This window comes from Massilia sp. UYP32, assembly GCF_050434365.1.
GTDB classification, from domain to species: Bacteria; Pseudomonadota; Gammaproteobacteria; order Burkholderiales; family Burkholderiaceae_D; genus Telluria; species Telluria timonae.
In genome coordinates, this window is record NZ_JBNDIK010000013.1 from 95,930 (window position 1) to 121,809 (window position 25,880).

Here is a 25,880-nt window from a genome sequence, read left to right on the forward strand (position 1 = left end):
GGCGCCATGCTGGACACCGATGCTTTGCTGGCGCCGATCGCGCCCGACAATCCCTGCGGCGACGACCTGGCTTTCTCGCCCGAGGTCGACGAGATCGCACGCGCGCGCCTGGCCGACGACCCGTCGCTGGAGCAGGGTGCCTGGGTCACGGCGCTCAAGGAAGCCGACTGGAAGCTGGTCGGCAAGCGCTGCGCCGGCTTGCTGCAAACCCGCAGCAAGGACTTGCAACTGGCCGTGTGGCTGGCCGAGGCGAACGCGAAGACCGGCGGCATGCGCGGCCTGGCCGAGGGCCTGGGACTGGTGGCGGCGCTGTGCGAGCGCTACTGGGAAGGCCTGCACCCGCAGGCCGACGAGGATGGCTTCGAGCGCCGCATCGGGGTCCTGGCCTGGCTGGCGGGCCGGATCGCGCCGCTGGTCAAGACCATGCCGCTGGCGGAGAACGGCGTGCTGACCCTGCAGGCATGGGAAGTCGCGCGCGCCAGGGGACCGGAAGCGGTGGCCGAACTGGAGACCGCGCGCGCGCGGATCAAGGGCGATGTCGTGCAGGCGCTGCTGGCCGATTGCGAAGCCTGCCAGGCCGCCTTGCAAGAGCTGGAACGGGTGGTCGACGCCCAGCTCGGCGCCGATGGGCCGGGATTCAGCGTCGGGCGCGCCGCGCTGCGCGACGTGGACGACCTGATCAAGCCGGTGGCGATGGCGGGAGCGGCGCCGACCGAGGCGGCGGCGGCCGGCGGCGCGGGTATGGCGTCGACGGCGGCGCTGCCGGCGCGGGTCGACGGACAGGTGGCGCACCGTGACCAGGCGCTGGCCCAGCTGCGCCAGGTCGCCGAATTTTTCCGCCGCACCGAGCCGCATAGCCCGGTGGCTTACCTGGCCGAGAAAGCCGCGCGCTGGGGCGAGCAGCCGCTGCACGCCTGGCTGCGTTCGGTGATCAAGGATGACGCCTCGCTGGCGCGGCTGGAAGACTTGCTGGGGATCGAACATCCGGCGCCGTGACGCCGGACGTCCATGGGGCCGGTTACTCGGCTTTTTCGGTCCTGGCGGCGCCCGGCGTCACCATCGCGCTGGCGCGCTCGAACTGGGCTTCGACGGTCTGCACCGCCTGGCGGGTGGCCTGGGTCACCTGCTCGTAGCCCTTGAAGGCATTCTCGATCGCGGCCTTGATGATCTCGACCGCGTTTTCCGAGCCCGGCTTGACGTTCTGGGTGACGTCGTAGATCAGCGCCGACAGCGTGTTTTTCGCTTCCGCCACGTGGGCATCGGCGGCGCCGCGGAATTCGTCGTGCATCTCGTCGATGATGGCCTTGAGCTGGGCCGCGTATTCGGTGGCATTGGTGACGCCGGCGGCCGGCTGCATGCGCGCGGCCAGGGTGTCGAACGCCGCTTTCGGATTGCCGGCCTGGGTGGCTTCGGCCATGCTGCGGCCGGCCGCCATCGTGCTGTCGACCGAGGTCTTGGCGGCGTTCAGGTTGAGGGCGACGACCTGCTCGACGCCCTTGACGGTCTTGCCGGCCAGGGCGTTGAAGGTCTGCATCTGCAGGTCGAACAGGGTTTTCGTGGCGTTTGCGAACTGCTCCGGGTTGGTGAACATGGTCGTCTCCTCAGTGGCTGCTCTGTTATGGTATGAGATCGAACGGCGATGTTTGTCAACACGCCGCGCCTTCCACTTTCATTATTTAACAACAATGAGTTTTTCGCAACGCATGTCCCGATAGGGGCCGTTTGATTTTTCCCAGCCTTCGCCCAGCGGGGTCTGGGAACAGGCCAGCTCGCCGGTGAGCTTGCTGCGCCATTGGTAATAAGGCGCCGGTCCGGCCAGGGCGGAGGAGAGGATGAGGACGAGTGCCAGCCCGAGGGCCGCGGGTCGGAGAATCTGCATGGCTCCATGCTCGGACGTTCTCGACCGCAAGTCAAGCGTCGCTTGAGCTTCCCACGGTGGGAAGGTGTATGCTTGCTCGGGAAAAAGGTCGGAAAACAACGGGAGAAATGCCATGCAGTCCACACCCAAGCTGAACATCGGCGACGCCGCGCGCGCGTCCGGCGTGACGGCGAAGATGATTCGCCATTATGAATCGATCGGCCTGGTGAAAGCGCCGCACCGCACCGAGGCCGGTTATCGCCTGTACGGCGAACAGGACGTGCGGGTGCTGCAATTCATCCATCGCGGTCGCGCGCTCGGGTTTTCGCTGGACCAGATCAGGGATTTGCTGGCGCTATGGGAAGATAAACGCCGGGCCAGCGCCGACGTGCGCGCGATGGCGCTGGCGCATATCGCCGAGCTGGATCGCAAGATCGCGGAAATGGCAGCGATGCGCAGGACGCTGGAAAGCCTCGCCGCTTCCTGCCATGGCGACGATCGTTCGGATTGTCCGATCCTGGACGACCTGGCGACGCATTGAAAGCAGGGCGCAAGAAGGGAGAAAAACGCAAAACGCCGTAGTCCTCATGAGAAGGCTACGGCGTTTTGCGGGACGATGCGTCCGAAAAACAAGGTAGATTTTGGTGCCCACGGAGGGACTCGAACCCCCACACCTCGCGGCACATGGACCTGAACCATGCGCGTCTACCAATTCCGCCACGTGGGCACTGAAACAACCGCACAACCATACAACCAGAAAACGTTGGTGCCCACGGAGGGACTCGAACCCCCACACCTCGCGGCACATGGACCTGAACCATGCGCGTCTACCAATTCCGCCACGTGGGCGTTTTCTGTACAACAAACAACCAGTCAATCTGTTGGTGCCCACGGAGGGACTCGAACCCCCACACCTCGCGGCACATGGACCTGAACCATGCGCGTCTACCAATTCCGCCACGTGGGCACTGCAAACCAACTCTGCTACAATAGCAGGCTTTGTCATTTTCCGCTAGATCAACATTTCCAGATCGTCACGCCAACTACACCGCTTGCCACTGCTGCTTTCTTCGCTTCGTCGTTGCCGCCGTTGCTGAAGAGAGCGAGATTATAGCGGATGATTTTCAATAGTCAAAGACCCACGATGAAGTTCCGATCGGGGCAATGAATAAACTTCGCGCGATGTCCCGCAGCACGCCACGTTAGGCGAATCGGATGGACCTCCGTTACACTACGCCTGTCAAGGTGTCAATCAAGCATGACGCCGCCTATTATTCATGAGCGGCGCAATTACTGGCCAAAAGAAAAAAGAACCGATTTGAAGCAACCTACTCATACCATTCCAAGCCGCGAGGAAATCCTCGCAGTCTTCCGCGAAGCTTCAGGAGCGCTCGATGCGGCCGGCCTGGCGCGTGCCCTCAAGGTCAAGCCCGCCGCCCAGGAAGTCCTGGGCCGCCGCCTGAACGCCATGGAGCGCGACGGCCAGATCCGTTCCGACCGCAGCGGCACCTATATGCTGGCCGACCACTCCGGCTTCATCGCCGGCCGCGTCAGCGCGCATCGCGACGGCTTTGGATTCGTGATCCCGGACGAGCCAGGCCCAGACCTGTTCCTGTCCGACCGCGAGATGCAGAAAGTGCTGCACGGCGACCGCGTGATGGCGCGCGTGACCGGCCAGGACCGCCGCGGCCGCCAGGAAGGCTCGATCGTCGAAGTCGTCGAGCGCGCCAACACCCACATCATCGGCCGCCTCCTGAACGAAGGCGGGGTCTGGATCGTCTCGCCCGAAGACCAGCGCATCAGCCAGGACATCCTGGTCTCTGGTTCGCCGGGCAAGGCGCGCGCCGGGCAGGTGGTCAGCGTCGAGCTGCTCGAGCAGCCGGGCCGCTTCCAGAAGCCGACCGGCCGCATCACTGAAGTGCTCGGCGAACTGGACGACCCGGGCATGGAAATCGAGATCGCGGTGCGCAAGTTCGGCGTGCCGCACGTGTTCTCGGCGCCGGCACTGAAACAGGCCGCGCGCCTGCCGAACGAAGTCGTGAACGCCGACCTGGCGGACCGCGTCGACCTGCGCGACGTGCCGCTGGTGACCATCGACGGCGAGGACGCGCGCGACTTCGACGATGCGGTCTACTGCGAGCCGGTCAAGATCGGCGCTGCCCGCGGCTTCCGCCTGCTGGTCGCGATCGCCGACGTCAGCCACTACGTGAAGCCGAACGACGCGCTCGACGCGGACGCGATCGAGCGCAGCACCTCGGTCTATTTCCCGCGCCGCGTGATCCCGATGCTGCCCGAGAAGCTGTCCAACGGCCTGTGCTCGCTGAACCCGGCGGTCGACCGTTGCACGCTGGTGTGCGACATGGTCGTCACCGAGGACGGCGAAGTCACCGCCTACCAGTTCTACCCGGCCGTGATGCACTCGGCGGCGCGCCTGACCTATAACCAGGTGGCCGACATCCTGGCCAGTACCGACGGCGAGGAAGCGCAGAAGCGTCCGGCCATCGTCCCGCACCTGCTGAACCTGAACCAGGTGTTCCGCGCGCTGCTCAAGGCGCGCCAGGAACGCGGCGCGATCGATTTCGAAACGACCGAAACCTATATCGTCTGCAACGCGCTGGGCAAGATCGAGAAGATCATCCCGCGCACCCGCAACGACGCGCACCGCCTGATCGAGGAGTGCATGCTGGCCGCCAACGTGTGCGCCGCCGACTTCCTGCTGCGCCACAAGCATCCGGGCACCTTCCGCGTGCACGCGGTGCCGACCGAGGAAAAGCTGAACCAGCTGCGCACCTTCCTCAAGCAGGTGGGCCTGAACCTGGGCGGCGGCAGCAAGCCGACCGCGCGCGACTACGCCGCTGTGATGCAGGAAATCCGCGAGCGTCCCGACGCGGCCCTGTTGCAGACCATGCTGCTGCGCTCGATGCAGCAGGCGGTCTACAGCCCCGACAACGTCGGCCACTTCGGCCTGGCCTACGAGGCCTATGCCCACTTCACCAGCCCGATCCGCCGCTATCCCGACCTGCTGACCCATCGCGCGATCAAGGCGATCCTGCTGGGCAAGCGCTACGAGCCGAAGGGCATCGAGCTGGGCAAGCTGAACACGACCCAGTCGAACGCCGCGCGCAAGCAGGCCGCCAAGGACAAGGCCGAAGGAAAGCCGCAGAAGAGCGAGAAGGACCTGACCGTCTGGGACGCGCTCGGCGTGCACTGCTCGGCCAACGAGCGCCGCGCCGACGAAGCCTCGCGCGACGTCGAGAACTGGCTCAAGTGCTTCTTCATGCAAGACAAGATCGGCGAAGAGTTCACCGGCACCGTGGCCGGCGTGACCACCTTCGGCATCTTCGTGCAGCTCGACGAGCTGTTCGTCGAGGGCCTGGTGCACATCACCGAGCTGGGCGCCGACTACTTCCAGTACGACGAGGCGCGCCATGAACTGCGCGGCGAGCGCACCGGCCAGCGTTACCAATTGACCGACCGCGTGACCGTCAAGGTGGCCCGCGTCGACCTGGAGTCGCGCAAGATCGACCTGACCCTGGCGGCGCCGGGCGCCCAGGCCCAGGCCGAGCGGGCGCCGCAGGCGAAGGCGCCATCCGCGCCGGCGGCCCTGCCGTCGCCGCTCGAGCGCGCGCTGCAGGCCGCGCACGAGGCCACCGAAACGAAGCCGCCGAAGTCGCGCAAGGCGCGCGCCAAGGCCGTGGCCGAGGGCCTCTTGAGCGCGGCGGCGCCCGCTGCGGCTCCAGTCCCCGCTCCGGCTCCGGCGATCGAGGACGAGGCCGAGGAAGACGTGGTCTTCGTGCCGCCGCCACGCAAGCCGCGCGCGGCCAAGACCGCCGCCACCGGCGTCGCCAAGGTCCCGGCCAAGGCGGCGAAGAAGGCAGTGGCCGCGGCCCCTGTCGCCGAGGCCCCGGCGCAGGCGCCAGTGAAGGCGCCAGCGAAGGCGCCAGCCAAGCCGGCGGCGAAGAAGGCCGCAGCGAAACCGGTAGCGAAAACCGCCGCCAGGAGCACGACAAAAGAAGCCGCACCCAAGGCGGCCAAGACCGCATCCAAAACCAGCAAGACGAAGTAAGAGAAAGTAAGAGAAGAAGTAAAGAATGAAAAATAAAATGATTTTCGGCTTCCACGCCGTGACCTCGCGCCTGCGTCACGAGGCCCAGTCGGTGGAAGAGATCTTCGTCGACGCCGAGCGCAACGACGGCCGCATGAAGGACCTGATCGCCAATGCGAAGGCGGCCGGCGTGCGTGTGATGCCGGTCGACGCCTCGCGCCTCGACAAGATCACCGGCACCCGCCGCCACCAGGGCGTGATTGCCTTCGCCAGCCAGCTGGCGCTGGCGCGCAACCTGGACGAGCTGCTCGACGCCATCGAGGGTCCGCCGCTGCTCCTGATCCTGGACGGCATCACCGATCCGCACAACCTGGGCGCCTGCCTGCGCGTGGCCGACGGCGTCGGCGCGCACGCGGTGATCGTGCCGAAGGACCGCGCGGTCGGCCTGAACGCCACCGCCGCCAAGGTCGCCAGCGGCGCGGCCGAGACCGTGCCCTACATCACCGTCACCAACCTGGCGCGCACCATGCGCGAGCTGAAGGAGCGCGACATCCTCCTGATCGGCACCTCGGACGACGCCGAACGCGGCCTGTACGAAGCCGATTTCACCGGCCCGGCCGCCCTGGTCATGGGTTCGGAAGGCGAGGGCATGCGCCGCCTGACGCGCGAGACCTGCGACGTGCTGGTCAATATCCCGATGTTCGGCTCGGTCGAGAGCCTGAACGTGTCGGTCGCCTCGGGCGTCTGCCTGTACGAGGCGCGCCGCCAGCGCATCGCGCGCGAAGGCTGATGTTCTCGCCCGAGTAGTATGGCTGCAACGGCCTGGCATCGCGTCCAGGCCGCTTCCCTTCGCAGCAACATCCCCACGAGCATTCCATTCCCGGATCGGCTACCATGAAAGCCGTTCCATCCTGAGCGTCACCATGTTTTTCTCACGACTGCGCGAAGACATTCGCAACATCATCGAGCGCGATCCCGCCGCCCGCAACGGCTGGGAAGTGCTGACCTGCTATCCGGGCCTGCACGCCATCGTCGCCCACCGCTGGGCCCACGCCTGCTGGCGCATGGGCCTGAAATGGCTCGGCCGCTTCATCGCGCACCTGGCCCGCATCGTCACCGGCATCGAGATCCACCCCGGCGCCGCGATCGGCCGCCGGGTCTTCATCGACCACGGCTTCGGCGTGGTGATCGGCGAGACCGCCGTGATCGGCGACGACTGCACCATCTACCAGGGCGTCACGCTGGGCGGCACCACGCTGGTGGCCGGCACCAAGCGCCATCCGACGCTCGAGCGCGGCGTGATCGTCGGCGCCGGCGCCCAGGTGCTGGGCGCCTTCACGGTCGGCGAATACGCCAAGATCGGCTCCAACGCGGTGGTGGTCAAGCCGGTGCCGGCCGGCGCCACAGCGGTCGGCAATCCGGCCCACCTGATCCAGAAACAAGACCAGTCGCGCAGCGCGCGCATGTTCGCCGCCTATGGCGTTACGCCCAACGGCGACGACCCGCTGTCGAAAGCCCTGCGCGGCCTGATCGACCATGCCGCGCGCCAGGACGAGCAGATCGAGCGCCTCACCGAGACGGTGCGCGCGGCCGGCCTGTGCTGCCCGCGCGTGCAGGAGGGTGATAAACTCGACTCGGAACAACTGAACCGGTTGGTCGATTAAGTAGATTAAGTAGATGAAGGAATCGCATGACGAACGAAGCGACTGGCGGCGCCGACGCCGCAGCCGTGCTTGACCCGGTAGAGCTGCGCGTGCTGGCCGTGCTGGCCGAAAAAGAAGCGCTGACCCCCGATAACTATCCGATGTCGCTGAACGCGATCGTGAACGGTTGCAACCAGCTGTCGAGCCGCGATCCGGTGATGCAGCTGTCGGACGACATCGTGCTCGACACCCTGCAGCGCCTCACCGAACGCAAGCTGGTGGGTGCCATCTCGCAGGCCGGCGCCCGCGTGGTGAAGTACGAGCACCGGATGCGCATCAAGTGGACGCTGGAGCAGGACAAGCTGGCCGTGCTCACGGTCCTGATGCTGCGCGGCCTGCAGACCGCCGGCGAAATCCGCACCCGCAGCGGGCGCCTGCACGAGTTCAAGAGCGTGCAGGATGTCGAGACGGCGCTGCAGTTCCTGATCGACAAATACCCGCCGCTGGTGGTCAAGCTCGACCGCGCGCCGGGCACCAAGGAATCGCGCTACGGCCACCTGCTGGGCGGCGAGATCACCATCGTCGCCGGCAGCGAGCAGACGTCCAGCAGCGCGAGCGGCCTGACCCAGGGCGGCCGCATCGCCCAGCTCGAAGAAGAAGTGGCGTCGCTGCGCGGCCAGATGGGTGAGCTCAAGGCCCAGTTCGAGGCGTTTCGCCAGCAGTTCCAGTAGGCGTTTCTTATTCCAGTTCGACCAGCGCCTCGTCGCTCCACGACATGTCATGGAGCGGCGCCATGAAGCTGCGCCGGCGGGATTCGAGCAACGCGCTGCGGTTTCCCTCGTGCAGTATGGCGCGCACGAGCCGTTCCCGCACGTGGAAGGCATAGCCTGCCTTCCCCTTGTCGAGAAAGGTGCACCAGTCGCGGGTGCGCAGCAGACCGTTGATGGTCAGCGTCCACATCAGGCCGATCTCGTTCTTCGAGATCGCCACCCACACCTTGCACTCGAGCCGCAGGTCGCCCAGCCGGCGCACGTTTTCCGGCAGGCCCGGGGTGCGCACATGCGGCTGGATGCGATAGCGGCTGCTCTTCTGGTTCAGCACCAGCTCACTGTTCGCGGCCTTCGCTTCTTCGCTGCGCGGCACCACGTACTCGCCGCGCGCATCCGGCGCGATCGGCAAGACGAAACCGCCATCGCCCTCGAGCCGCACACGGACGGTGGCGTCGGACGCGGGATCGCGCGGTGGCTGGACCCGAAAGCGCAGGGCGTCGACGCCAGGCGCGAGGTGATGGTGATGGTCGAAGGCGTCGAGTCCGGCCAGGATCGACGTGTAGCGCCGGACTTCCGGATCGCGCACCGCATTGACGTTGATCGTATCCGGATTGTCCGGCGCGCTGCGATCGGCAGCGCTGGCCAGGCTGGCGCCGAACAGCGCGCCAGCCAGCAGCGCAGGCAGGACGCGCATCGCGCTCAGCCTTCGTCGCGCCAGCGGCGCAGGCGGATCGCCCCGTAGATCATCGCGCAGCCGGCGACGGCGGCGATCCACACCGCGGGCGAGGCCAGCGTGCCGTAGGACAGGCCGAGCAGCATCGGCGCGTCGAAGCCGGCATTCTGTTCGGCCAGCGCCCTGCCATTGACCTCGCCGAACCAGATGCCCGGCATCAGGCCGCCGAGGATGCGCGCCACCACTTCTTCGCCGAACCACTTGACGTTCAGGCTCAGCCCCGAGAAGCGGCCGACCAGGAAGTCGAACCAGGCCAGCAGGGCCAGCGCCACCAGGGGCACGCCCACCGCCCACAGGAACACCTTCGAGCGGGCCCAGCTCGACACCAGCAGCAGCCAGCCGACCGTCGGCAGCGCCCACAGGATGTACAGCGGCACGAAGGCCAGCAGGTAGAGCGGGGACAGGTAGAAGTTCGCGTTGGCCAGCACCGGGGCGATCAGGTTGACGCCCTTGACCGCGCTGGCCAGCAGGCCAAGCACCAGCAGCACGAGGGACGTGGCGATGCCGATCGCCACCGTCAGCAACGGCGCCACCACCAGCGCGACCGCGGCCTTCGAGAGCACGGTCTGCCCGTCCGACATCGGCAGCGACTTCCAGAACAGGATGCTGCGGTCGCGCCGTTCGTCGTGCAGGGCGGCCAGGCAGTAGAAGAACACCACCACCGGCAGCACCAGGAACAGCGGCGCCGTGATCGCCAGGTAGCTCGAGGCCGCCATCGCCGCCGCCTTGGCGACCATCTCCGGCGGGACGCCCTCGATCGTGATCATCTGCTGTCCATTGTGCTGGATATGGAAGGCGGAGGAGGACAACGCGTACAGGAAGCCGCCGCCGAGCAGCAGCACCAGGGCCGCCGCCACCGCCAGCGGCGCATAGACGAACGCGCCCTTGTGTTCCCACAGTTCGCGCCGGATCAGCCATTTCATCGTGCTCATGTGCGTGTTCATGCGTAGCTTCCTTTCATGGTGGCGACGAACAGGTCGGCCACGCTCGGGTGGCGCACTTCGCCGAGGGCTTCGAGCTGGCTGCGCGACAGGCCGCCCGCGCGCTCGGTATCGAACAGCATCACCGACTTGCCGAACATGGCGCGCTGGTCGAGCGGCTGCAGGGCGCGCGCCGCGGCGGCCTTTTCGTTCGGCACCATCACCTCGACGTAGCGCCGGCCGATCTCTTCCATCGAGGCCGCCAGCGCGATCTTGCCGTCGCGGATGAACAGCAGGTCGGTCAGGATGTGCTCGACTTCTTCCACCTGGTGGGTGGTGATGACGATGGTTTTTTGTTCGTCAAAGTAGTCTTCGAGCAGGTGCTGGTAGAACTGCTTGCGATACAGGATGTCGAGTCCGAGCGTCGGCTCGTCCAGCACCAGCAGCCGGGCGTCGATCGCCATCACCAGCGCCAGGTGCAACTGCACGACCATGCCCTTCGACATTTCCTTGACCTTCATGCCTGGCCTCAGCCTGGTGTTGGCGATGTAGCGTTCGGCCTTGCTGCGGTCGAAGCGCGGATGCACGCCCTCCACGAAGTCCACCGCGTCCTTGACCCGCAGCCAGCGCGGCAGGATGGCGACGTCGGCGATGAAGCACACGTCCTTCATCAGGTCGTCGCGCCGGGTGCGCGGATCGAGGCCCAGCACGGACAGCTCGCCCTCGAACGGGATCAGGCCCAGGGCCGCCTTGAGCGTGGTGGTCTTGCCCGAACCATTGGGGCCGATCAGGCCGACGATGCGCCCGGCCGGAATCTCGAAGTCGATGCCGTCGACCGCCACCTGCTTGCCGTAGCGCTTGGTCAAGCCGCGTGCGGACAGGACGGCGCCGGAGGCCGGGCTCGCAGACGTGTCATGGACCGCGTCTTGAACGGTGTTCATGCCGCACCTCCCTGTGGATTGCCGCTGTCGCGCAGCAGCTGTTCGACATCCAGCCCCAGGCGGCGGATGCGCTCGACCATGGCCGGCCACTCTTCGCGGACGAAACGTTCGCGTTCGCTTGCCAGCAGTTTTTCGCTTGCTCCCTCGGTGACGTACATGCCTATTCCCCTTCGTTTTTCCACCAGGCGCTCGTCGACGAGTTCCTGGTATGCCTTCGACACTGTTATCGGGTTCAGTTGGTACTCGGCGGCGATCGATCGCACCGAGGGCAGGGCGTCGCCGGCTTTCAACACGCCGTCGAGCATCATGCCGACCACCCGCTCCTTGAGCTGGCGGTAGATCGGGGTGCTATCGTTCCAGTCGGCGCTCATCGGTGGCCTCCCTCACGGCGCCTTGCAGTGTAATGCTCATGCATGCCTCCTTGGTGATGTATTGCGGTGGTGTTGTAGTGAACTATAACACCATAGGCGTAAATGTAAAGATGCAGACGTCGGGTTTCATCCCGACATCGCCGTTCCTACTGCGTCAGTTCGGTAAAGTCGTGGCGCACGATACTGCCGTCGGCGTGCAGCGCGAACCAGCCGCCGCGCATCGGCTCGGCGTCGAGTTCCCAATCGGGCAGCACGTAGCGCAGCTTCTTTCCATGCTCGTGCACGGCGGGGCGGTGGGTATGGCCATGGATGATGACGTCGGCCCCGGTCTCGAGGAACACGGCGTCGATCGCATCGGGCGTGACGTCCACGGTCTCGTACGCTTTCCCGGTGTGGGCGTCGCGCGAACCCTGGCGCAGGCCGGCGATGATCGCCTTGCGCTGGGCCAGCGGCATGCCGAGGAAGTTGGCTTGCCAGGCGGGTTGGCGCACCTGGGCGCGAAACGCCATGTATTGCGTGTCGAGCGTGCACTGGGCATCGCCGTGCAGCAGGGCCACGCGGCGCGCGCCGGCCTCGATCACGTGCGGGTCTGCCAGCTGCTGCAGGCCGGCGGCCTGGGCGAAGGCGTCGCCGACCAGGAAATCGCGGTTGCCGGCCATCCAGTAGACGGCGGTGCCGGCGTCGGCCACCGTGCGGATCGCGGCGACCACCTGCGCGTTGAACGGGTCGGCGAGGTCGTCGTCGCCGGCCCAGTATTCGAAGATGTCGCCGAGCAGGTAGAGCCGCTCGGCCTGCACCGCGCGCTCCTTCATGAAGGCCAGGAAGGCCTCCAGCGTGCGCGGGTGCGAGACCTGCAGGTGCAGGTCGGAGATGAACAGCGCGAACGGGCGCCCAGTACACGTCATCGGATTGACCGGTGCCAGTGCGCGCCGCGCATTACAGCACTTCGATCTTTTCGATGATGACCGCGTCGACCGGCACGTCCGAGTGCATGCCGCTGCGGGTGGTCTTGACGCCGTTGATCGCGTCGACCACGTCCTGGCCTTCGGTCACCTTGCCGAACACGGCGTAGCCCCAGCCGTCCTGGCCCGGGTAGTCGAGGAAGGCGTTGTTCTTGGTGTTGATGAAGAACTGGGCCGATGCCGAGTGCGGCGCCGAGGTGCGGGCCATGGCCAGCGTGTACTTGTCGTTCTTCAGGCCGTTCTTGGCTTCGTTCTCGACGGTCGCTTCGGTGGCTTTTTGCTTCATGCCTGGCTCGAAGCCGCCGCCCTGGATCATGAAGTCCTTGATCACGCGGTGGAAGATGGTGTTGGTGAAGTGGCCCTTGCCCACGTAGTCGAGGAAGTTGGCAACGGTCTTCGGTGCTTTTTCGGCGTCCAGCTCGGCGGTGATATTGCCCTGGTTGGTGGTGATGAGAATGGTCGTCATGGCTTGTCCTGTTCTATGGGTTGTTGTTTGCCCGGTATTGCAACTGCGGCAAAACCGTTATTTTACTAGCTTGTCGCCCTTCAGCAGGGTGACGTTCGTAATCTTGATCGGCACCACTGGCACGTTCTGCATGCCGCGCACGTCGTCGACGACCACGCCCTTGATCTTGTCGACCACCTCCTGGCCCTTCACGACCTTGCCGAACACGGTATAGCCCGAGCCCTTGACGAAGGGATGGTCGATGCCGGAATTGTCGGCCACGTTGATGAACCATTGCGAGGTCGCGCTGTCGGGGTTGTCCTCGCGCGCCATGGCGATGGTATAGGGCTGGTTCGACAGGCCGTTATCCGACTCGTTCTTCACCGGCTTGAGGGTTTTGCGGCCCTCGAATTTCTCGTTCATGCCGCCGGCCTGGATCATGAAGCCGTCGATCACGCGGTGGAAGATCGTGCCCTTGTAAAAACCCGACTTGGCGTAGGCGGCGAAGTTGGCGACGGTTTTGGGGGCTTTTTCCTGGTCGAGCTGGACGACGATCTCGCCCATGGTGGTCTTGATCGCATACTGCGGGCCGACCATGGCCGGGGCCGAGCTGGCCTCGGGCGCTGCCGCCGGATCAAAGGCTTCCTGGGCCGGCGCGGCGCCTGCGAACAGCAGGCCGCAGGCGAGCAGGGCGGTGGCGCCCGTCATGCGGGCGAGCAGGGATCGGCGGGTGATCGATGACGACATCTGGCTTCCTCTGATGGACCTCGCGCAAGGCGCTGTCAAGGGTTTTCCCGAAAAATAAAGCTGGACCGTAGGCGGCCAGCCGGGATTTTATCAATGCTATACTTTACGAAAGGCGTTCGTAGTCAAGCGCCCCATTCTATCAAATAAGAACAACACCGAGGAGCCAGGCGAACCCGACGCCGCACCCGCCCGATGCGCGCCCACTGCTGCGCCGGGTGGCTATTGCGGCTTGCGCTGCGCCCGGCGCTCCTCTTCCGAAACGGAACTCAATGAGCCAACTCAAGATTTACAACACGCTCGCGCGTGACAAGCAGGTATTCGTTCCCAAGGTCGCAGGCAAGGTCGGCATGTATGTATGCGGCATGACCGTCTACGATTACTGCCATGTCGGCCACGCGCGAATGATGATGGCTTTCGATGTCGTGTACCGCTGGCTGATGGCATCCGGCTACGAAGTCAACTACGTGCGCAACATCACCGATATCGACGACAAGATCATCCGGCGCGCGGTCGAGAATGGCGAGACCATCGGCGCGCTGACCAAGCGCTTCGAGAAATACATGGACGAAGACACGGACGCGCTCGGCATCCTGCCCCCGACCGTGGTGCCGCGCGCCACCGAATACGTGCCGCACATGCTGTCGATCATCGAGAAGCTCGAGCAAAAAGGGCTGGCCTATCAAACCGAGGATGGCGACGTCAACTACGCCGTGCGCGGTTTCGACGGCTACGGCAAGCTGTCCGGCAAGTCGCTGGACGACCTGCGCGCCGGCGAGCGCGTCGACGTCAAGACGGCCAAGCGCGATCCGCTCGACTTCGTGCTGTGGAAGGCCGCCAAGGAATCCGAACCGCTCGAGGCCAAATGGGATTCGCAGTGGGGCCGCGGCCGTCCGGGCTGGCACATCGAGTGCTCGGCCATGTCGTGCGCCACGCTCGGCGAGCACTTCGACATCCACGGCGGCGGCGCCGACCTGCAGTTCCCGCACCACGAGAACGAGATCGCGCAATCCGAAGGCGCCTTCGGCGGCCCGATGGTCAACTACTGGATCCACAACGGCTTCGTGCGCGTGGATAACGAAAAGATGTCCAAGTCGCTGGGCAACTTCTTCACCATCCGTGAAGTCCTCGCGAAGTACGACGCCGAAGTGGTGCGCTTCTTCATCCTGCGCGCCCACTATCGCAGCCCGCTGAATTACTCGGACGTGCACATCGACGACGCCAGGGGCGCGCTGACGCGCCTGTACACCGCGCTCGCCGACGTCGACCTGGGCGATGGCGAACTGGCCGTCGACTGGGACGAAGCGCACGCGAAGCGCTTCCGCGACGCGATGGACGACGATTTCAACACCCCGCTGGCGGTGGCCGAACTGTTCGACCTGGCGAGCGAAGTCAATCGCGGCAAGTCGGTCGAGACTGCACGCCAGTTGAAGGCGCTGGCCGCCGTGCTGGGCCTGCTCGAGCGCGCGCCGCAAGCCTTCCTGCAGGCGGGCACGCCGGGCAGTGGCGGGCTCGATGAAGCGGCGATCCTCGATGCGATCGCGCGCCGCGCGGCCGCCAAGGCCGCACGCGACTTCGCCCAGGCCGACGCGATCCGCAAGGAACTCACGGCAGCCGGCATCGTCCTGGAAGACAAGGCCGACGGAACGACCTGGCGCCGCGCATAATGGCAGCCAACAAGGACAAGGCCGGCGGCGCCGCCGCAGGCGCCAGCGTGGAGTCGCCTGCGCTGCCGGCGCAGGATGCGCTGGCGGTGCCGATCTATTGGGCCGAGGCCAAGCGCGAACTGATGCAGCGCGACCGCATCATGAACAAGCTGATCCCCCAGTTCGGCGACCTGCACCTGCGCGGCCAGCCCGACCCGTTCATCACGCTGGCGCGGTCGATCGTCGGCCAGCAGGTGACGCCGAAAGCGGCCGACCTGGCCTGGGGCAAATTGCTTGCCGTCTGCCCGAAACTGGCGCCGAGCCAGGTGCTCAAGCTGGGGGCGGCGCAGCTGTCGGGCTGCGGCCTGTCCAAGCGCAAGACCGAATACATCCTCGACCTGGCCGACCATTTCAAGGCCAAGCGGGTACATGCCGACCTGTGGTCGGAAATGGATGACGAAGCCGTCATCGCCGAGCTGGTCCAGATCCGCGGCATCACGCGCTGGACAGCCGAGATGTTTTTGATATTTAATCTGCTGCGGCCGAACGTCCTGCCACTGGACGACCCCGGCCTGATCCAGGGCATCAGCCAAAACTATTTCTCGGGCGAGCCGGTCTCGCGCAGCGATGCGCGCGAGGTCTCCGCCAACTGGGAACCCTGGCGCACGGTTGCTACATGGTATTTGTGGCGCAGCCTGGACCCGGTTGCATCCACCGTATCGCCCGCCAACTGAGCAATTCAGGCGTTCGATATGCTGTCGGCTTACGGTAGAATAGCGCCCTGATCCGCCGCGCATAACGGAGCGCGGCCAAGACATTACCCCGGAGGTACAATGACTAAAACAACTTTCCTCAATTTTGAGCAGCCGATTGCCGAGCTCGATTCCAAGATTGAAGAGCTGCGTTTCGTACAAGACGATTCCGCTGTCGACATCTCCGAAGAGATCGATCGCCTGGACAAGAAGAGCCAGCAGCTCACCAAGGACATCTATGCCAAGCTGACTCCGTGGCAAGTGTCGCAGATCGCGCGCCACCCGCAGCGTCCTTACACGATGGACTACGTGAACGCGATCTTCACCGATTTCCATGAGCTGCATGGCGACCGCACCTTCGCCGACGACCAGTCGATCATCGGCGGCCTGGCCCGCTTCAACGGCCAGCCATGCATGGTGATCGGCCACCAGAAGGGCCGCGACACCAAAGAGCGCGCGATGCGCAACTTCGGCATGCCGAAGCCCGAAGGCTACCGCAAGGCGATGCGCCTGATGAAGCTGGCGGAAAAATTCGGCCTGCCGATCTTCACGTTTGTCGACACGCCCGGCGCATTCCCCGGCATCGACGCCGAGGAGCGCGGCCAGTCCGAAGCGATCGGTCACAACCTGTACGTCATGGCCGAACTGAAGGTGCCGTTGATCGCCACCATCATCGGCGAAGGCGGTTCGGGCGGCGCGCTGGCGATCGCCGTCGGCGATGCGGTGCTGATGCTGCAATACTCCACCTACTCGGTGATCTCGCCGGAAGGCTGCGCCTCGATCCTGTGGAAGACCTCGGAACGCGCGGCCGACGCCGCCGAAGCCCTGGGCCTGACCGCGCACCGCCTGAAGGCGATGGGCCTGGTCGACAAGATCGTCACCGAACCGCTCGGCGGCGCCCACCGCGATCCGGCGCAGATGGCGCAAATGCTCAAGCGCGCGCTGGCCGATTCGCTGCGCCAGTTCCAGGGCATGAAAACCAAGGACTTGCTGGAAGCCCGTCACGCGAAGCTGATGAGCTATGGCAAGTTCAAGGAAACGCTGCCGCGCGAGGAGTAATCCTCTGAGCCGTTCCAACAGCGGGGCCAACCCGGCCGGGCTGGTCCCGGCATCGTTCGCGCAAGCCATGTCCGGCTTGCGCGCCAAATACTCCCCCCAATCCATCGCAGTTGCGTGTAGCGGCGGCCTCGATTCGATGGTCTTGCTGCGGCTGGCGCACGACTGGTGCGCGCAGCATGGCGTGCGGCTGCATGCCTTCCACGTTCATCACGGACTGAGCCCGCATGCCGACGACTGGCGCGCGCATTGCGAGCGCAGTGCGGCGGCGCTCGGCATCGGTTTCGACCAGCGCCGGGTGACGATCGGGCATGACGGTTCCGGCGTCGAGGCCGCGGCGCGCAAGCTGCGCTACGCCGCGCTGGGCGAGATGTGCCGCGCGCATGGCGCCAATCTGCTCCTGACCGCCCACCATCTCGACGACCAGGCCGAGACCGTGCTGCTGCAATTGCTGCGCGGTTCGGGGCCGGCCGGCCTGTCGGGCATGGATGCCGACAATCTCGCGCCAGGATTGCTGGGTGTCGCCGGCCTGCCGATGGCGCGGCCCTTGCTGTCGCAGCCGCGCGCCGCCCTGGAAGCGTATGCGGCCGAGCATGGATTGCAGTGGGTCGAGGACGAGTCGAACCAGGACCCGCGCTATACGCGCAACGCGCTGCGCCACCAGGTGATGCCGGCGCTGGCGGCGAACTTCCCCGGCTTCCAGGCGCGACTGGCGCGCGGCGCGGCCCACGTGGCCTCGGCCCAGCGCCTGCTCGACGAGCTGGCGGCCCAGGACCTGGCGGCCTGCCAGGATGGCGACGCCATCGACCTGGCCTGTCTTGGCAGCTTGAGCGCCGACCGCATCGACAACTTCATGCGCCACCTGTTCATGGTGCGCGGCCTGGCGATGCCGTCGACCGCCTGGCTGAACGAGATGGTGGCGCAGCTGTTCTCGGCGCGCGAGGATGCGCAATTGAAGGTCACGCATCCGGGCTGCCATATCCGCCGCCACCGCGGCAAGCTGTATCTCACGCCGCACTTGCCGGACTTGGCCGGCATGCGCGATCCCGACGATATCGGCGTGCTCGACAGGGAAGGGCAAGCGTTCCGCTGGCAGGGTGAGGCGTCGATCGCCTTCCCGGACTACGGCGGCGTGCTGCACTTCGAGACGGCGCAGCAGGGCTTCGATGCGGCCTGGCTGCGCGCGCAAACCCTGACCATCGATTTCCGCAAGGGCGGCGAGCGCCTGAAACCCGCGGCCAACCGGCCGTCGCGCAGCCTGAAGGCGCATTACCAGGCGCTGGGCGTGCCGGCGTGGGAACGCGAGCGGCTGCCGACGGTCAGCCGCGACCTCGACCTGCTGTTCGCCGCGGGCATCGGCATGGATTGCCGGCACTGGTCGGCGGTCGGGCAGGAGCTGATCGCGCTGCGCTGGGAAGTGAACTGAAGCTAGATTGTATAAGCAAGTGTATTCCGAAAACGCATTAGGTTATTTTCTTTCCATATAGCTTTTTCGATCTCCAAGCCTTGTGATGCCGCGTTGCAGCATGCTACATTAATAGTCTTCTTTTCTCTTTACACAAGCTGGAACCCTTCCTGATATGGCTTTAATTGTCCACAAATATGGCGGGACGTCGATGGGCTCGACGGACCGTATCAAGAATGTCGCGGCCCGGGTGGCCAAGTGGCATGACGCAGGTCACCAAATCGTCGTTGTGCCGTCCGCGATGTCGGGCGAGACCAACCGCCTGATTGGTCTGGCCAAGGAAATCATGCCGCAACCCGACCCGCGCGAACTGGACATGATCGCCTCGACCGGCGAGCAGGTGTCGGTTGGCCTCCTGGCCATGGCACTGCTGGCCATCGGCAAGGATGCGGTGTCGTACACCGGCTGGCAGGCGGGCATCCGCACCGACTCCTCGTTCACCAAGGCGCGCATCCAGTCGATCGACGACAGCCGCGTGCTGCGCGACGTCGCGGCCGGCAAGATCGTCATCATCACCGGCTTCCAGGGCGTGGATGAAGAAGGCAATATCTCGACCCTGGGTCGCGGCGGCTCGGATACCTCGGCAGTGGCGATTGCGGCCGCGCTGAAGGCCGAGGAATGCCTGATCTACACTGACGTCGACGGCGTCTACACGACCGATCCACGCGTGGTGGACGAGGCGCGCCGCCTGTCGAAGATCACGTTCGAGGAAATGCTCGAACTGGCCTCGCTGGGCTCGAAGGTGCTGCAGACTCGCTCGGTCGAGTTCGCCGGTAACTACCAGGTGCCGACGCGCGTGCTGTCGTCGCTGACCGATCCCCTGATGCCGCTGGAAGAAGAAGCCCAGTCCGGCACCCTGATTTCGTTTGAGGAAGAAAGCAATATGGAACAAGCCGTCATCTCCGGCATCGCGTTCAATCGCGACGAAGCAAAGATCACCGTCCTGGGCGTGCCGGACAAGCCGGGCGTGGCCTACCACATCCTGGGCCCGATCGCCGACGCGAACATCGAAGTCGACATGATCATCCAGAACCAGTCGGTGGACGGCAAGACCGATTTCACCTTCACCGTGCCGCGCAATGACTACGTGCGCGCGATGGGCGTTCTGGAGAGCCAGCAGCAGGCGCTGGGCGCCACCAAGGTGCTGGGCGACGCCAAGGTGTCGAAGGTGTCGGCGGTGGGCGTGGGCATGCGCAGCCACGTCGGCGTGGCGTCGCAGATGTTCCGCACCTTGTCGGAAGAGGGCATCAACATCCAGATGATCTCGACCTCCGAAATCAAGATTTCGGTGCTGATCGACGAGAAGTATATGGAGCTCGCAGTGCGCGCGCTGCACAAGGCATTTGGCCTGGAGCAAGGTTAACAAATTTCAAAATTTTTGGGCGTGCGTCCTTGACGCAATGAGGTCCAGCCCTTAAGATGCCTGCACTCAGCGCTGACGTGCAAACGCCGGTTCTGATGGGAGACGTGGCCGAGTGGCCGAAGGCACTTCCCTGCTAAGGAAGCATACGGCTTATACCCGTATCGTGGGTTCGAATCCCACCGTCTCCGCCAAGTTTCAAAGAGAGAAGCCACCGCAAGGTGGCTTTTTTCATTGTTGGGTCCGTCGGGCGAATATCTGCCCAAAGCCACCGGTGTGCTGGCCCAGCAATCTACAGAAAAATCCGCGCATACCCCCGTGCCGACAGCGCCGCCACATCGGCCAGCAGCGCCGGAAGAAACTTCCCGCTCGCATAGGCGATATACCGCGGCTCCCACACCGGATGGAATTTCTCCTTGTACGCGCGCAGCCCCTGGAATTTGTAGAACGACTCCCCATGCCGGTACACGAAGCCGGCCAGCCGGTTCCACATGGGCGTGGCCCGCGACGGGCGCACGCCGGACAGCGGCGCCATGCCGAGATTGAACCAGCGGTAGCCGTGCTCCTGGCCCCACAGGAAGACATGGGTGAGCAGGCCATCCATCAGGCCGCGCGGCGCCGCGTGCATGAAGCGCATCAGGTCGATCGACAGTTCCTCGCCGGTGGGCCCGCACAACAGGTTGGCGAAGGCCACGATGCGGCCTTCGCGTTCGAGCACCGCGACCGGTTGCCGCTTCAGGTAATCATCGGCAAAGAAACCCAACGAGAATCCCTTTTCGCCGCCCGCCTTGCCGGCCAGCCAGTCATCCGACACTGAGCGTAGTTGGGGCAGGATCGCCGGCACGGATTCCGGCGCCACGATCCGGAAATCCACGTGCTCGCGCTTCAGGCGCTGCATGGCCGCCCGCAATTCCTTGAAGCGGCCTCCCGCCAGCGACAACCCCTCGAGGCGGATGCGCGCTTCCTCGCCGAACTTGGCGAACGCCAGCCCCAGGTCGGCGTAGCAGTGCAGCTGCTCCGGATGCACCTGGTAGAACACCGGGGTGGCGCCGGCATCATCCGCGCGCTCGACGAAGTCGCGTGTCAAGGACGCGGCGGCGGACGGCGGGCCGACCGGATCGCCCAGCGCCACCCAGGTGCGGCCGCGCACGCCGTACATGATGAAGGCCGTACGCTCGGGGTTGAACAGCAGTTCCTTGTCGCGCAGCCAGGCCAGGTAGGGCAAGGTCGCGCCCTGGGCGCGCACGATGCGCTCGGCGTCGGCCAACGCCGCGCTCGATGGCGGTTCGGCCAGGTGCGGCGGTGGCCGGAGCAGGCGCGCGACCCCGACGGCAAACAGCGCCACGGCGACGCCCAGGCTGGCGCGCAGGAAGCGCGGCGCGTCGCCGTGCAGCGCCACCTGCCACCACAGCTCGTGCGAATAGTCGACGTGGCGATAGGCGAACATGCCGATCCACAGCGAGGCGCCGAAGGCGGCCGCGATCGCGACGATCCAGCCGGGCGAGAAACGGGTGTCGAACAGCGCCGCGCGCCTGTCGAACAGGCGGCGGCTCGGCGCGAACACCAGCAATAGCAAGGCCAGCAGCGTCGCTTCTTCCCAGTCGCCGCCCTTGAGCAGCGAGGCCGCGATGCCGGCGGCCAGCGCGCCGACGGCGAGCTGCCAGGCCAGCCGGATGCGGCGCGCGATCGCCTGCGCCAGCAGCAGCAGGGCCACGCCCACGACGCTGCCGATGAAATGCGACGCTTCGAACAGGCCGACCGGAAACAGGCGCGACAGCCAGTGCAGCCGTTCGTGCGCGGCCGGCGTGGCGCCCGAGACCAGCAGCAGCAGGCCGCCCATGAAGGTGAACAGCGCCAGGATCCTGGGCGCGAGCCGCACCGAGTGCTGGCCCAGCGACTGGCCGAGCTGCTGCAGGCGCCCGCGCCGGCGCCGCGTCTCGTCGCCGACCAGCAGGACCAGCGCCAGGCTCAGCGGCAGCAGATAATAGACCAGGCGGTACAGCAGCAGCGCCGCCACGATCTGGTCGGCGCGCAGGTACGGCGCCAGCAGCAGCGCCACGATGCCGTCGAAGACGCCGAGCCCGCCGGGCACGTGGCTGGCCAGCGCCACCAGTTGAGCTGCCAGGAAGGCGCCAAGCACGACGGGGTAGGGCGGCGCATCCGGCAGTAGGACATACAGGATGCCGGCCGCCAGCATCCAGTCGGTCATCGACACCAGCAGCTGGGCCAGCGTGAGCGGCAGCGGCGGGATTCGCATATCGAAGCCGCGCACCCGTAGCGGCGTCTTGCGCGCCAGCGGCAGGAACAGGTAGCTGCCCACCAGCGCCAGGCAGGCCAGGCCGAGCCACTGCGCGCCGCGTTGCGCCAGTTCGCCCTGGAGCCAGGCATGCGGGTGATTGACGAGGCTCCAGCCGCCCAAAGCCAGCAGGCCAAGCCAATAGGTGATGCCATTCAGCGCCACGATCCGGGACAGGTCGGCGCCGCCTACGCCCCAACGCGAATAGAAGCGGTGGCGCACGGCCGTCCCCGACAGCAGTGCGAAGCCGACGCTGTTGCTGATCGCGTAGCCGATGACAGCGGTCAGGGCGATGCGCGCGCGTGCGATGCGCTTGCCGATGTAGACGAAGGCCAGCTGGTCGTAGCAGCTCAGGACCAGGTAGTTGGCCGCGCAGCACAGCAGGGCGAGCAGCAGGTGCCCGGCGCCAAGGCGGGCCAGCGCCGCCTGCAGGTCGCGATAACGGATCTGCTGGAGTTCGCCGTGCAGGACCCAGACTGCCGCGCACAGGAGCACGGCCGCGACCAGCGGCGGCAGCCAGCTGCGCAGTCCGGCCTGCCGGCTGGCGATCGGGGCGGCGCTCACGGTGTGGACCTCGTGTCCATGCGGATGGGTGGATGTGGGATGTGCTCGCCGGGCACGGGCGCCGGCATCTTCCGTTCGAGCCGCGCCGGACGCGGTGGTTCCGTCCTGCGGGCCGGTTCATGTGGTGGGAGCGGGCGCATGTCGGTCCGGCGGGGGCGGATAGCGCAACGACGGATGCGGCCGCAGTCAGTCCCGATGCTATGATCGGGCAATGGAAATCCTGCAACATCGAGGCTTTCGCCGGTGGCCGGGCCGGCCTGGATCGCCCGCGCTGGCGGCATGCGCGCTCGCCTTGCTGGTGGCCGTCGGCATGGCCATGCCGGCGGCGGCGCAGGAGCATGCGCCCGAACGCCTGGAGCACCGGCGCTGGCTGTCGGCCGACGGCGGGCCGAGCCAGGTCGGCGCGATCGTCCACGGCGCCGACGGCTATCTCTGGCTCGGCACCAACGACTCGCTGGTGCGTTTCGACGGCCTGCGCTTCCGGCGCCAGCCACCCGGCGCGCGCGGGGCGCCCGCCATCGTGTCGTCCTTGCTGGCCCAGGGCGACGCCCTGTGGGTGGGCCTGCGCAGCGGCGGCGTGGCGCTGGCCCGTCCCGGGGCCGCCCTCGCGCGCGAGCGCGGCCCCGGCGCCCCGGCCGGGGTGGTGTACGGGCTGGCGCTGGACCGGGGCCGGGCCATCTGGGCCGCCGCCGAGGACGGCCTGGCGCGGCGGGTGAACGGCGCCTGGCGGCGCATCGGCCGCGACCAGGGTGTCGACGAGGCCGGCGCCCGCGCCGTGTTCGTCGACCGCGACGGCGTGCTGTGGGTTGCCGGCGAACGCAAGCTCCATTACCTGCGCGAGGGCGCCGGGCGCTTCACCGACACCGGCCTGCGGCTCGATGGCGTGAGCCAGATCGCGCAGGCGCCCGATGGCGCGCTGTGGCTGGCCGAGCGCCGGGGCGGCCGGATGCACCGCGTGGTGCTGCACGAGAATGGGCTGTCGTCCGGCACGGCGCCGCTCGATGCGCCCGCAACCAGCCTCGTGTTCGACGGCGCCGGCGGCCTGTGGCTCGGCACGGCCGGCCGCGGCCTGCTGCACGTGGCGCGCCCGGACGGCCTGGCGGCGCTGGCCGGCGCCAGCCGCTTCACGGCCAGGCACGGCCTGAGCTCGGACTTCGTGTGGCGGCTGCACCTGGATCGCGCCGGCAATCTGTGGGTCGGCACCAATGCCGGCCTGGACCGCTTTCGGCCGCGCATCCTGGCGCCGTCGGCGTTCCCGCCCGGCGCGCTGAACGTGGCGCTGGCCGCCGGCGGCGACGGCAGCCTGTGGGGCGGTCCGGGCAGCGGCTCGGCGCTGCGGCTGCAGGGCGGCAGCGTGCGGGCGCTGGCAATGCCGGCGCCGGTCAACAGCGCCATCAGCGACGCCGAAGGCGGCATCTGGATGGCCGGTCCGGCCGGCATCTGGCGCGCGCGCGGCGCCCGGCTGGAATTCGTGGCCGACCTGCCCCCGGCGCCGCCGGCCAGGCGCCGGTGCGCGCGATGGCGCGCGATGCGCAGGGCGTGCTGTGGGTCTCGATCAACAAGGTGGGCCTGTTCCGGCGCGAGGCGCAAGGATGGGTGCGCGCGCCCGTGGCGCCAGGGCGCGGCAGCCAGCGCATGCCGGTCAGCGCGCTGGCCGCGCCCGACGGCTGGTTGTGGTTCGGCTACCGCGACGGCCTGCTCGAAGCGCGCCGCGGCGGGCAGACGCTGCGCTGGAGCGCGTCCGACGACCTTGGCCATGTCACCGCGCTGGCGCACCACGCGGGCCGCACCTGGGTCGGCGGCCAGCATGGCCTGGCGTATGTCGAAGCGGGCCGCCTGCGCCGCCTGCCGCTGCCGGACGACGGCGCGTTCGACAACATCTATGCCATCGTCCCGGTCGCGGCGGCCACCGGGGCTGCCGATGTCGACCTGTGGCTGCATGCCAGGGCGGGCATTTTCCAGATCGGCGCCGCCGAGCTGCGGCGCGCGATGGCCAGGCCCGGCCACCGGATCCGTTATCGTTCCTTCGACGCGCTGGGCGGCCTGGCGAACGATCCGCACCAGGTGCTGCCGTTGCCGACCGCCGTGCGCGGCGCCGATGGCCGGCTGTGGTTTTCCACGAGCGGCGGGGTGGTGTCGCTCGACCCCGCGCGCCTGCCGCCCGCCGAGCCCGGGCCGATGGTCGGGATCGAGGCGGTCAGCGTGGACGGCGCCCGGGTGGACCCCGCTGCCTCGCTCGGTCTGGCGCCACAGGCGCAGCGCATCGCCATCGACTACACGGCGCCGAGCCTGGCCGCGCCGGAGCGCCTGGGGTTTCGCTACCGGCTGGATGGCTTCGACACCGACTGGGTGGACGCCGGCCGTGCGCGCCAGGCCATCTATACCGGCCTGGCGCCGGGCGCCTATCGCTTTCGCGTCATCGCCCTGAACAAGGATGGCGTGCCAAGCCCGCGCGAGGCGGTGTTGCCGTTCAGGGTGGCGCAGGCGTTCTACCGTCATCCGCTGTTCCTGGCCGGCGCCGCCGTGCTGGCGCTGGCCGCCCTGCGGCTGGCCTACCGGGCCACGGCGCGCCGCGCCGCCGAGCGCGTGCGCGACCGCCTGCAGGAACGCCACCGCGAACGCGAGCGCATCGCGCGCGAGCTGCACGACACCCTGCTGCAGGGCGTGCACGGACTGGTGCTGCGCTTCCAGGCGGCGGCCGACACGCTGCCCACGGACGCGCCCGCCCGCGCGCGCCTGGAACAAGCCCTGGTGCGCGCCGACCAGGTGCTGGTCGAGGGGCGCGAGCGCGTGCGCGCGCTGCGTGGCGGTCCGCTCGACACGCGCGAGCTGCACGAGGCGCTGGCGGCGGCCGGCGAGGAACTGGCCGCGCAATGGGCCTGCGGCTTCGCATTCGCGGTGCGTGGGACGGTGCGACGCCTGCAGCCGGCCGTCCTGGACGAGGTTTGCCGGATCGGTCTCGAGGCGCTGCGCAACGCCTTCGCCCATGCCCGGGCCGCGCAGGTCAGGATCGAGGTCGTGTACCGGCGCTCCGCCTTCGTGCTGACGGTCACGGACGACGGCCGCGGCATCGATCCGGCCTGGCTGCGCGAGCAGGGCCGCCCCGACCACTGGGGCTTGCGCGGCATGCGCGAACGCGCCGAGCGCATCGGCGCCAGGCTCGACATCCACAGCGGCGGCGGTCGGGAGGGATGGCGCGGCACGCGGGTGGCGCTGACGCTGCCGGCGCGCATGGCTTACCGGGGTCGCCCGTTCTGAGCAGGAGACGCAGCCGGAAGCTGGTGTGGCTTGCCCGAATTATTGAGAATG

22 protein-coding genes, 4 tRNA genes and 1 pseudogene are annotated in these 25,880 nt (G+C 67.1%); 14 read left to right on the forward strand and 13 right to left on the reverse strand.

Annotated elements, in window-relative coordinates:
• Nucleotides 1-6: 6 nt before the first annotated feature.
• The gene (tssA, locus tag ABIB42_RS12115; protein WP_005669869.1) at nt 7-996 is read left to right on the forward strand and encodes a type VI secretion system protein TssA; all 990 of its coding nucleotides are present in this window, start codon (nt 7-9) and stop codon (nt 994-996) included.
• A gap of 22 nt (nt 997-1,018) precedes the next feature.
• On the opposite strand, the gene phaP is transcribed toward tssA, so the two are convergent.
• Together phaP and ABIB42_RS12125 are read right to left on the reverse strand one after the other, a co-directional pair.
• Complete coding sequence (gene phaP / locus ABIB42_RS12120) at nt 1,019-1,591, reverse strand: TIGR01841 family phasin (protein WP_005669871.1); 573 nt, start codon at nt 1,589-1,591, stop codon at nt 1,019-1,021.
• A gap of 81 nt (nt 1,592-1,672) precedes the next feature.
• Nucleotides 1,673-1,993: a hypothetical protein gene (locus tag ABIB42_RS12125; protein ID WP_229409906.1), complete on the reverse strand. Its 321-nt coding sequence runs from the start codon at nt 1,991-1,993 to the stop codon at nt 1,673-1,675.
• Between the two features lie 16 nt (nt 1,994-2,009).
• Between ABIB42_RS12125 and cueR the strand changes: the two genes are divergently transcribed.
• Nucleotides 2,010-2,399: a Cu(I)-responsive transcriptional regulator gene (gene cueR / locus ABIB42_RS12130; protein WP_273029310.1), complete on the forward strand. Its 390-nt coding sequence runs from the start codon at nt 2,010-2,012 to the stop codon at nt 2,397-2,399.
• Nucleotides 2,400-2,500: 101 nt separating this feature from the next.
• Here the strand turns inward: cueR and ABIB42_RS12135 are convergent.
• The 3 genes from ABIB42_RS12135 to ABIB42_RS12145 all read right to left on the reverse strand — a co-directional run bounded on the left by ABIB42_RS12135 (nt 2,501) and on the right by ABIB42_RS12145 (nt 2,825).
• Nucleotides 2,501-2,585 (reverse strand) — tRNA-Leu (locus ABIB42_RS12135).
• Nucleotides 2,586-2,622: 37 nt separating this feature from the next.
• Nucleotides 2,623-2,707 (reverse strand) — tRNA-Leu (locus ABIB42_RS12140).
• Nucleotides 2,708-2,740: 33 nt separating this feature from the next.
• Nucleotides 2,741-2,825 (reverse strand) — tRNA-Leu (locus ABIB42_RS12145).
• A 351-nt stretch (nt 2,826-3,176) separates the two neighbouring features.
• Between ABIB42_RS12145 and rnr the strand changes: the two genes are divergently transcribed.
• From rnr to ABIB42_RS12165, 4 genes are all read left to right on the forward strand, one after another.
• The gene (gene rnr, locus ABIB42_RS12150; protein WP_081589981.1) at nt 3,177-5,924 is read left to right on the forward strand and encodes a ribonuclease R; all 2,748 of its coding nucleotides are present in this window, start codon (nt 3,177-3,179) and stop codon (nt 5,922-5,924) included.
• 25 nt (nt 5,925-5,949) lie between these two features.
• Nucleotides 5,950-6,693 carry a 23S rRNA (guanosine(2251)-2'-O)-methyltransferase RlmB gene (rlmB, locus tag ABIB42_RS12155; protein ID WP_005669879.1) on the forward strand — a complete coding sequence of 248 codons (744 nt, stop codon included), beginning with the start codon at nt 5,950-5,952 and terminating at the stop codon, nt 6,691-6,693.
• Between the two features lie 133 nt (nt 6,694-6,826).
• Nucleotides 6,827-7,567 (forward strand): serine O-acetyltransferase, encoded by a 741-nt coding sequence (cysE, locus tag ABIB42_RS12160; protein ID WP_005669881.1) that lies wholly within the window; start codon nt 6,827-6,829, stop codon nt 7,565-7,567.
• A 26-nt stretch (nt 7,568-7,593) separates the two neighbouring features.
• Complete coding sequence (locus tag ABIB42_RS12165) at nt 7,594-8,277, forward strand: YceH family protein (RefSeq protein ID WP_219863697.1); 684 nt, start codon at nt 7,594-7,596, stop codon at nt 8,275-8,277.
• Nucleotides 8,278-8,284: 7 nt separating this feature from the next.
• Here ABIB42_RS12165 and ABIB42_RS12170 read toward each other — a convergent pair whose 3' ends face one another.
• The 7 genes from ABIB42_RS12170 to ABIB42_RS12200 all read right to left on the reverse strand — a co-directional run bounded on the left by ABIB42_RS12170 (nt 8,285) and on the right by ABIB42_RS12200 (nt 13,435).
• Entirely contained in the window at nt 8,285-9,010 is a 726-nt protein-coding gene (locus ABIB42_RS12170; protein ID WP_219863699.1) for a hypothetical protein, read from the reverse strand.
• A gap of 5 nt (nt 9,011-9,015) precedes the next feature.
• A complete protein-coding gene (locus ABIB42_RS12175) occupies nt 9,016-9,981 on the reverse strand; it encodes a hypothetical protein (protein ID WP_040777876.1) in 966 nt (321 codons plus the stop codon).
• An 8-nt stretch (nt 9,982-9,989) separates the two neighbouring features.
• Nucleotides 9,990-10,910, reverse strand: coding sequence for an ABC transporter ATP-binding protein (locus tag ABIB42_RS12180; RefSeq protein ID WP_184237814.1), 921 nt, complete (start codon nt 10,908-10,910; stop codon nt 9,990-9,992).
• A complete protein-coding gene (locus ABIB42_RS12185; RefSeq protein WP_005669890.1) occupies nt 10,907-11,281 on the reverse strand; it encodes a GntR family transcriptional regulator in 375 nt (124 codons plus the stop codon). Before ABIB42_RS12185 ends, ABIB42_RS12180 begins: the two co-directional genes overlap by 4 nt.
• 146 nt (nt 11,282-11,427) lie before the next feature.
• Nucleotides 11,428-12,186, reverse strand: coding sequence for a UDP-2,3-diacylglucosamine diphosphatase (locus tag ABIB42_RS12190; protein WP_219863700.1), 759 nt, complete (start codon nt 12,184-12,186; stop codon nt 11,428-11,430).
• Nucleotides 12,187-12,217: 31 nt separating this feature from the next.
• Nucleotides 12,218-12,709 (reverse strand): peptidylprolyl isomerase, encoded by a 492-nt coding sequence (locus tag ABIB42_RS12195; RefSeq protein ID WP_005669893.1) that lies wholly within the window; start codon nt 12,707-12,709, stop codon nt 12,218-12,220.
• 57 nt (nt 12,710-12,766) lie between these two features.
• Nucleotides 12,767-13,435: a peptidylprolyl isomerase gene (locus tag ABIB42_RS12200; protein WP_005669895.1), complete on the reverse strand. Its 669-nt coding sequence runs from the start codon at nt 13,433-13,435 to the stop codon at nt 12,767-12,769.
• Nucleotides 13,436-13,704: 269 nt separating this feature from the next.
• On the opposite strand from ABIB42_RS12200, the gene cysS reads away from it, so the two are divergent.
• From cysS to ABIB42_RS12230, 6 genes are all read left to right on the forward strand, one after another.
• Nucleotides 13,705-15,099, forward strand: coding sequence for a cysteine--tRNA ligase (gene cysS / locus ABIB42_RS12205; protein ID WP_005669896.1), 1,395 nt, complete (start codon nt 13,705-13,707; stop codon nt 15,097-15,099).
• Nucleotides 15,099-15,812: a DNA-3-methyladenine glycosylase family protein gene (locus ABIB42_RS12210; RefSeq protein WP_005669898.1), complete on the forward strand. Its 714-nt coding sequence runs from the start codon at nt 15,099-15,101 to the stop codon at nt 15,810-15,812. Before cysS ends, ABIB42_RS12210 begins: the two co-directional genes overlap by 1 nt.
• 99 nt (nt 15,813-15,911) lie before the next feature.
• On the forward strand, nt 15,912-16,889 hold the full coding sequence (locus ABIB42_RS12215) for an acetyl-CoA carboxylase carboxyltransferase subunit alpha (protein ID WP_005669899.1): 978 nt from the start codon (nt 15,912-15,914) through the stop codon (nt 16,887-16,889).
• Nucleotides 16,890-16,956: 67 nt separating this feature from the next.
• Nucleotides 16,957-18,312: a tRNA lysidine(34) synthetase TilS gene (gene tilS, locus ABIB42_RS12220; RefSeq protein WP_219863701.1), complete on the forward strand. Its 1,356-nt coding sequence runs from the start codon at nt 16,957-16,959 to the stop codon at nt 18,310-18,312.
• 154 nt (nt 18,313-18,466) lie between these two features.
• Nucleotides 18,467-19,714, forward strand: a complete 1,248-nt coding sequence (locus tag ABIB42_RS12225; RefSeq protein ID WP_040777701.1) for an aspartate kinase — start codon at nt 18,467-18,469, stop codon at nt 19,712-19,714.
• Between the two features lie 98 nt (nt 19,715-19,812).
• Nucleotides 19,813-19,905: transfer RNA gene (locus ABIB42_RS12230), tRNA-Ser, on the forward strand.
• Between the two features lie 98 nt (nt 19,906-20,003).
• Here ABIB42_RS12230 and mprF read toward each other — a convergent pair.
• On the reverse strand, nt 20,004-22,571 hold the full coding sequence (gene mprF / locus ABIB42_RS12235; protein WP_219863703.1) for a bifunctional lysylphosphatidylglycerol flippase/synthetase MprF: 2,568 nt from the start codon (nt 22,569-22,571) through the stop codon (nt 20,004-20,006).
• Nucleotides 22,572-23,517: 946 nt separating this feature from the next.
• Here mprF and ABIB42_RS12240 point away from each other — a divergent pair.
• Nucleotides 23,518-23,748: pseudogene (locus ABIB42_RS12240) on the forward strand (hypothetical protein); the annotation flags it as partial.
• A 341-nt stretch (nt 23,749-24,089) separates the two neighbouring features.
• Complete coding sequence (locus tag ABIB42_RS12245; protein ID WP_005669910.1) at nt 24,090-25,829, forward strand: sensor histidine kinase; 1,740 nt, start codon at nt 24,090-24,092, stop codon at nt 25,827-25,829.
• The last annotated feature ends 51 nt before the right edge of the window (nt 25,830-25,880 follow it).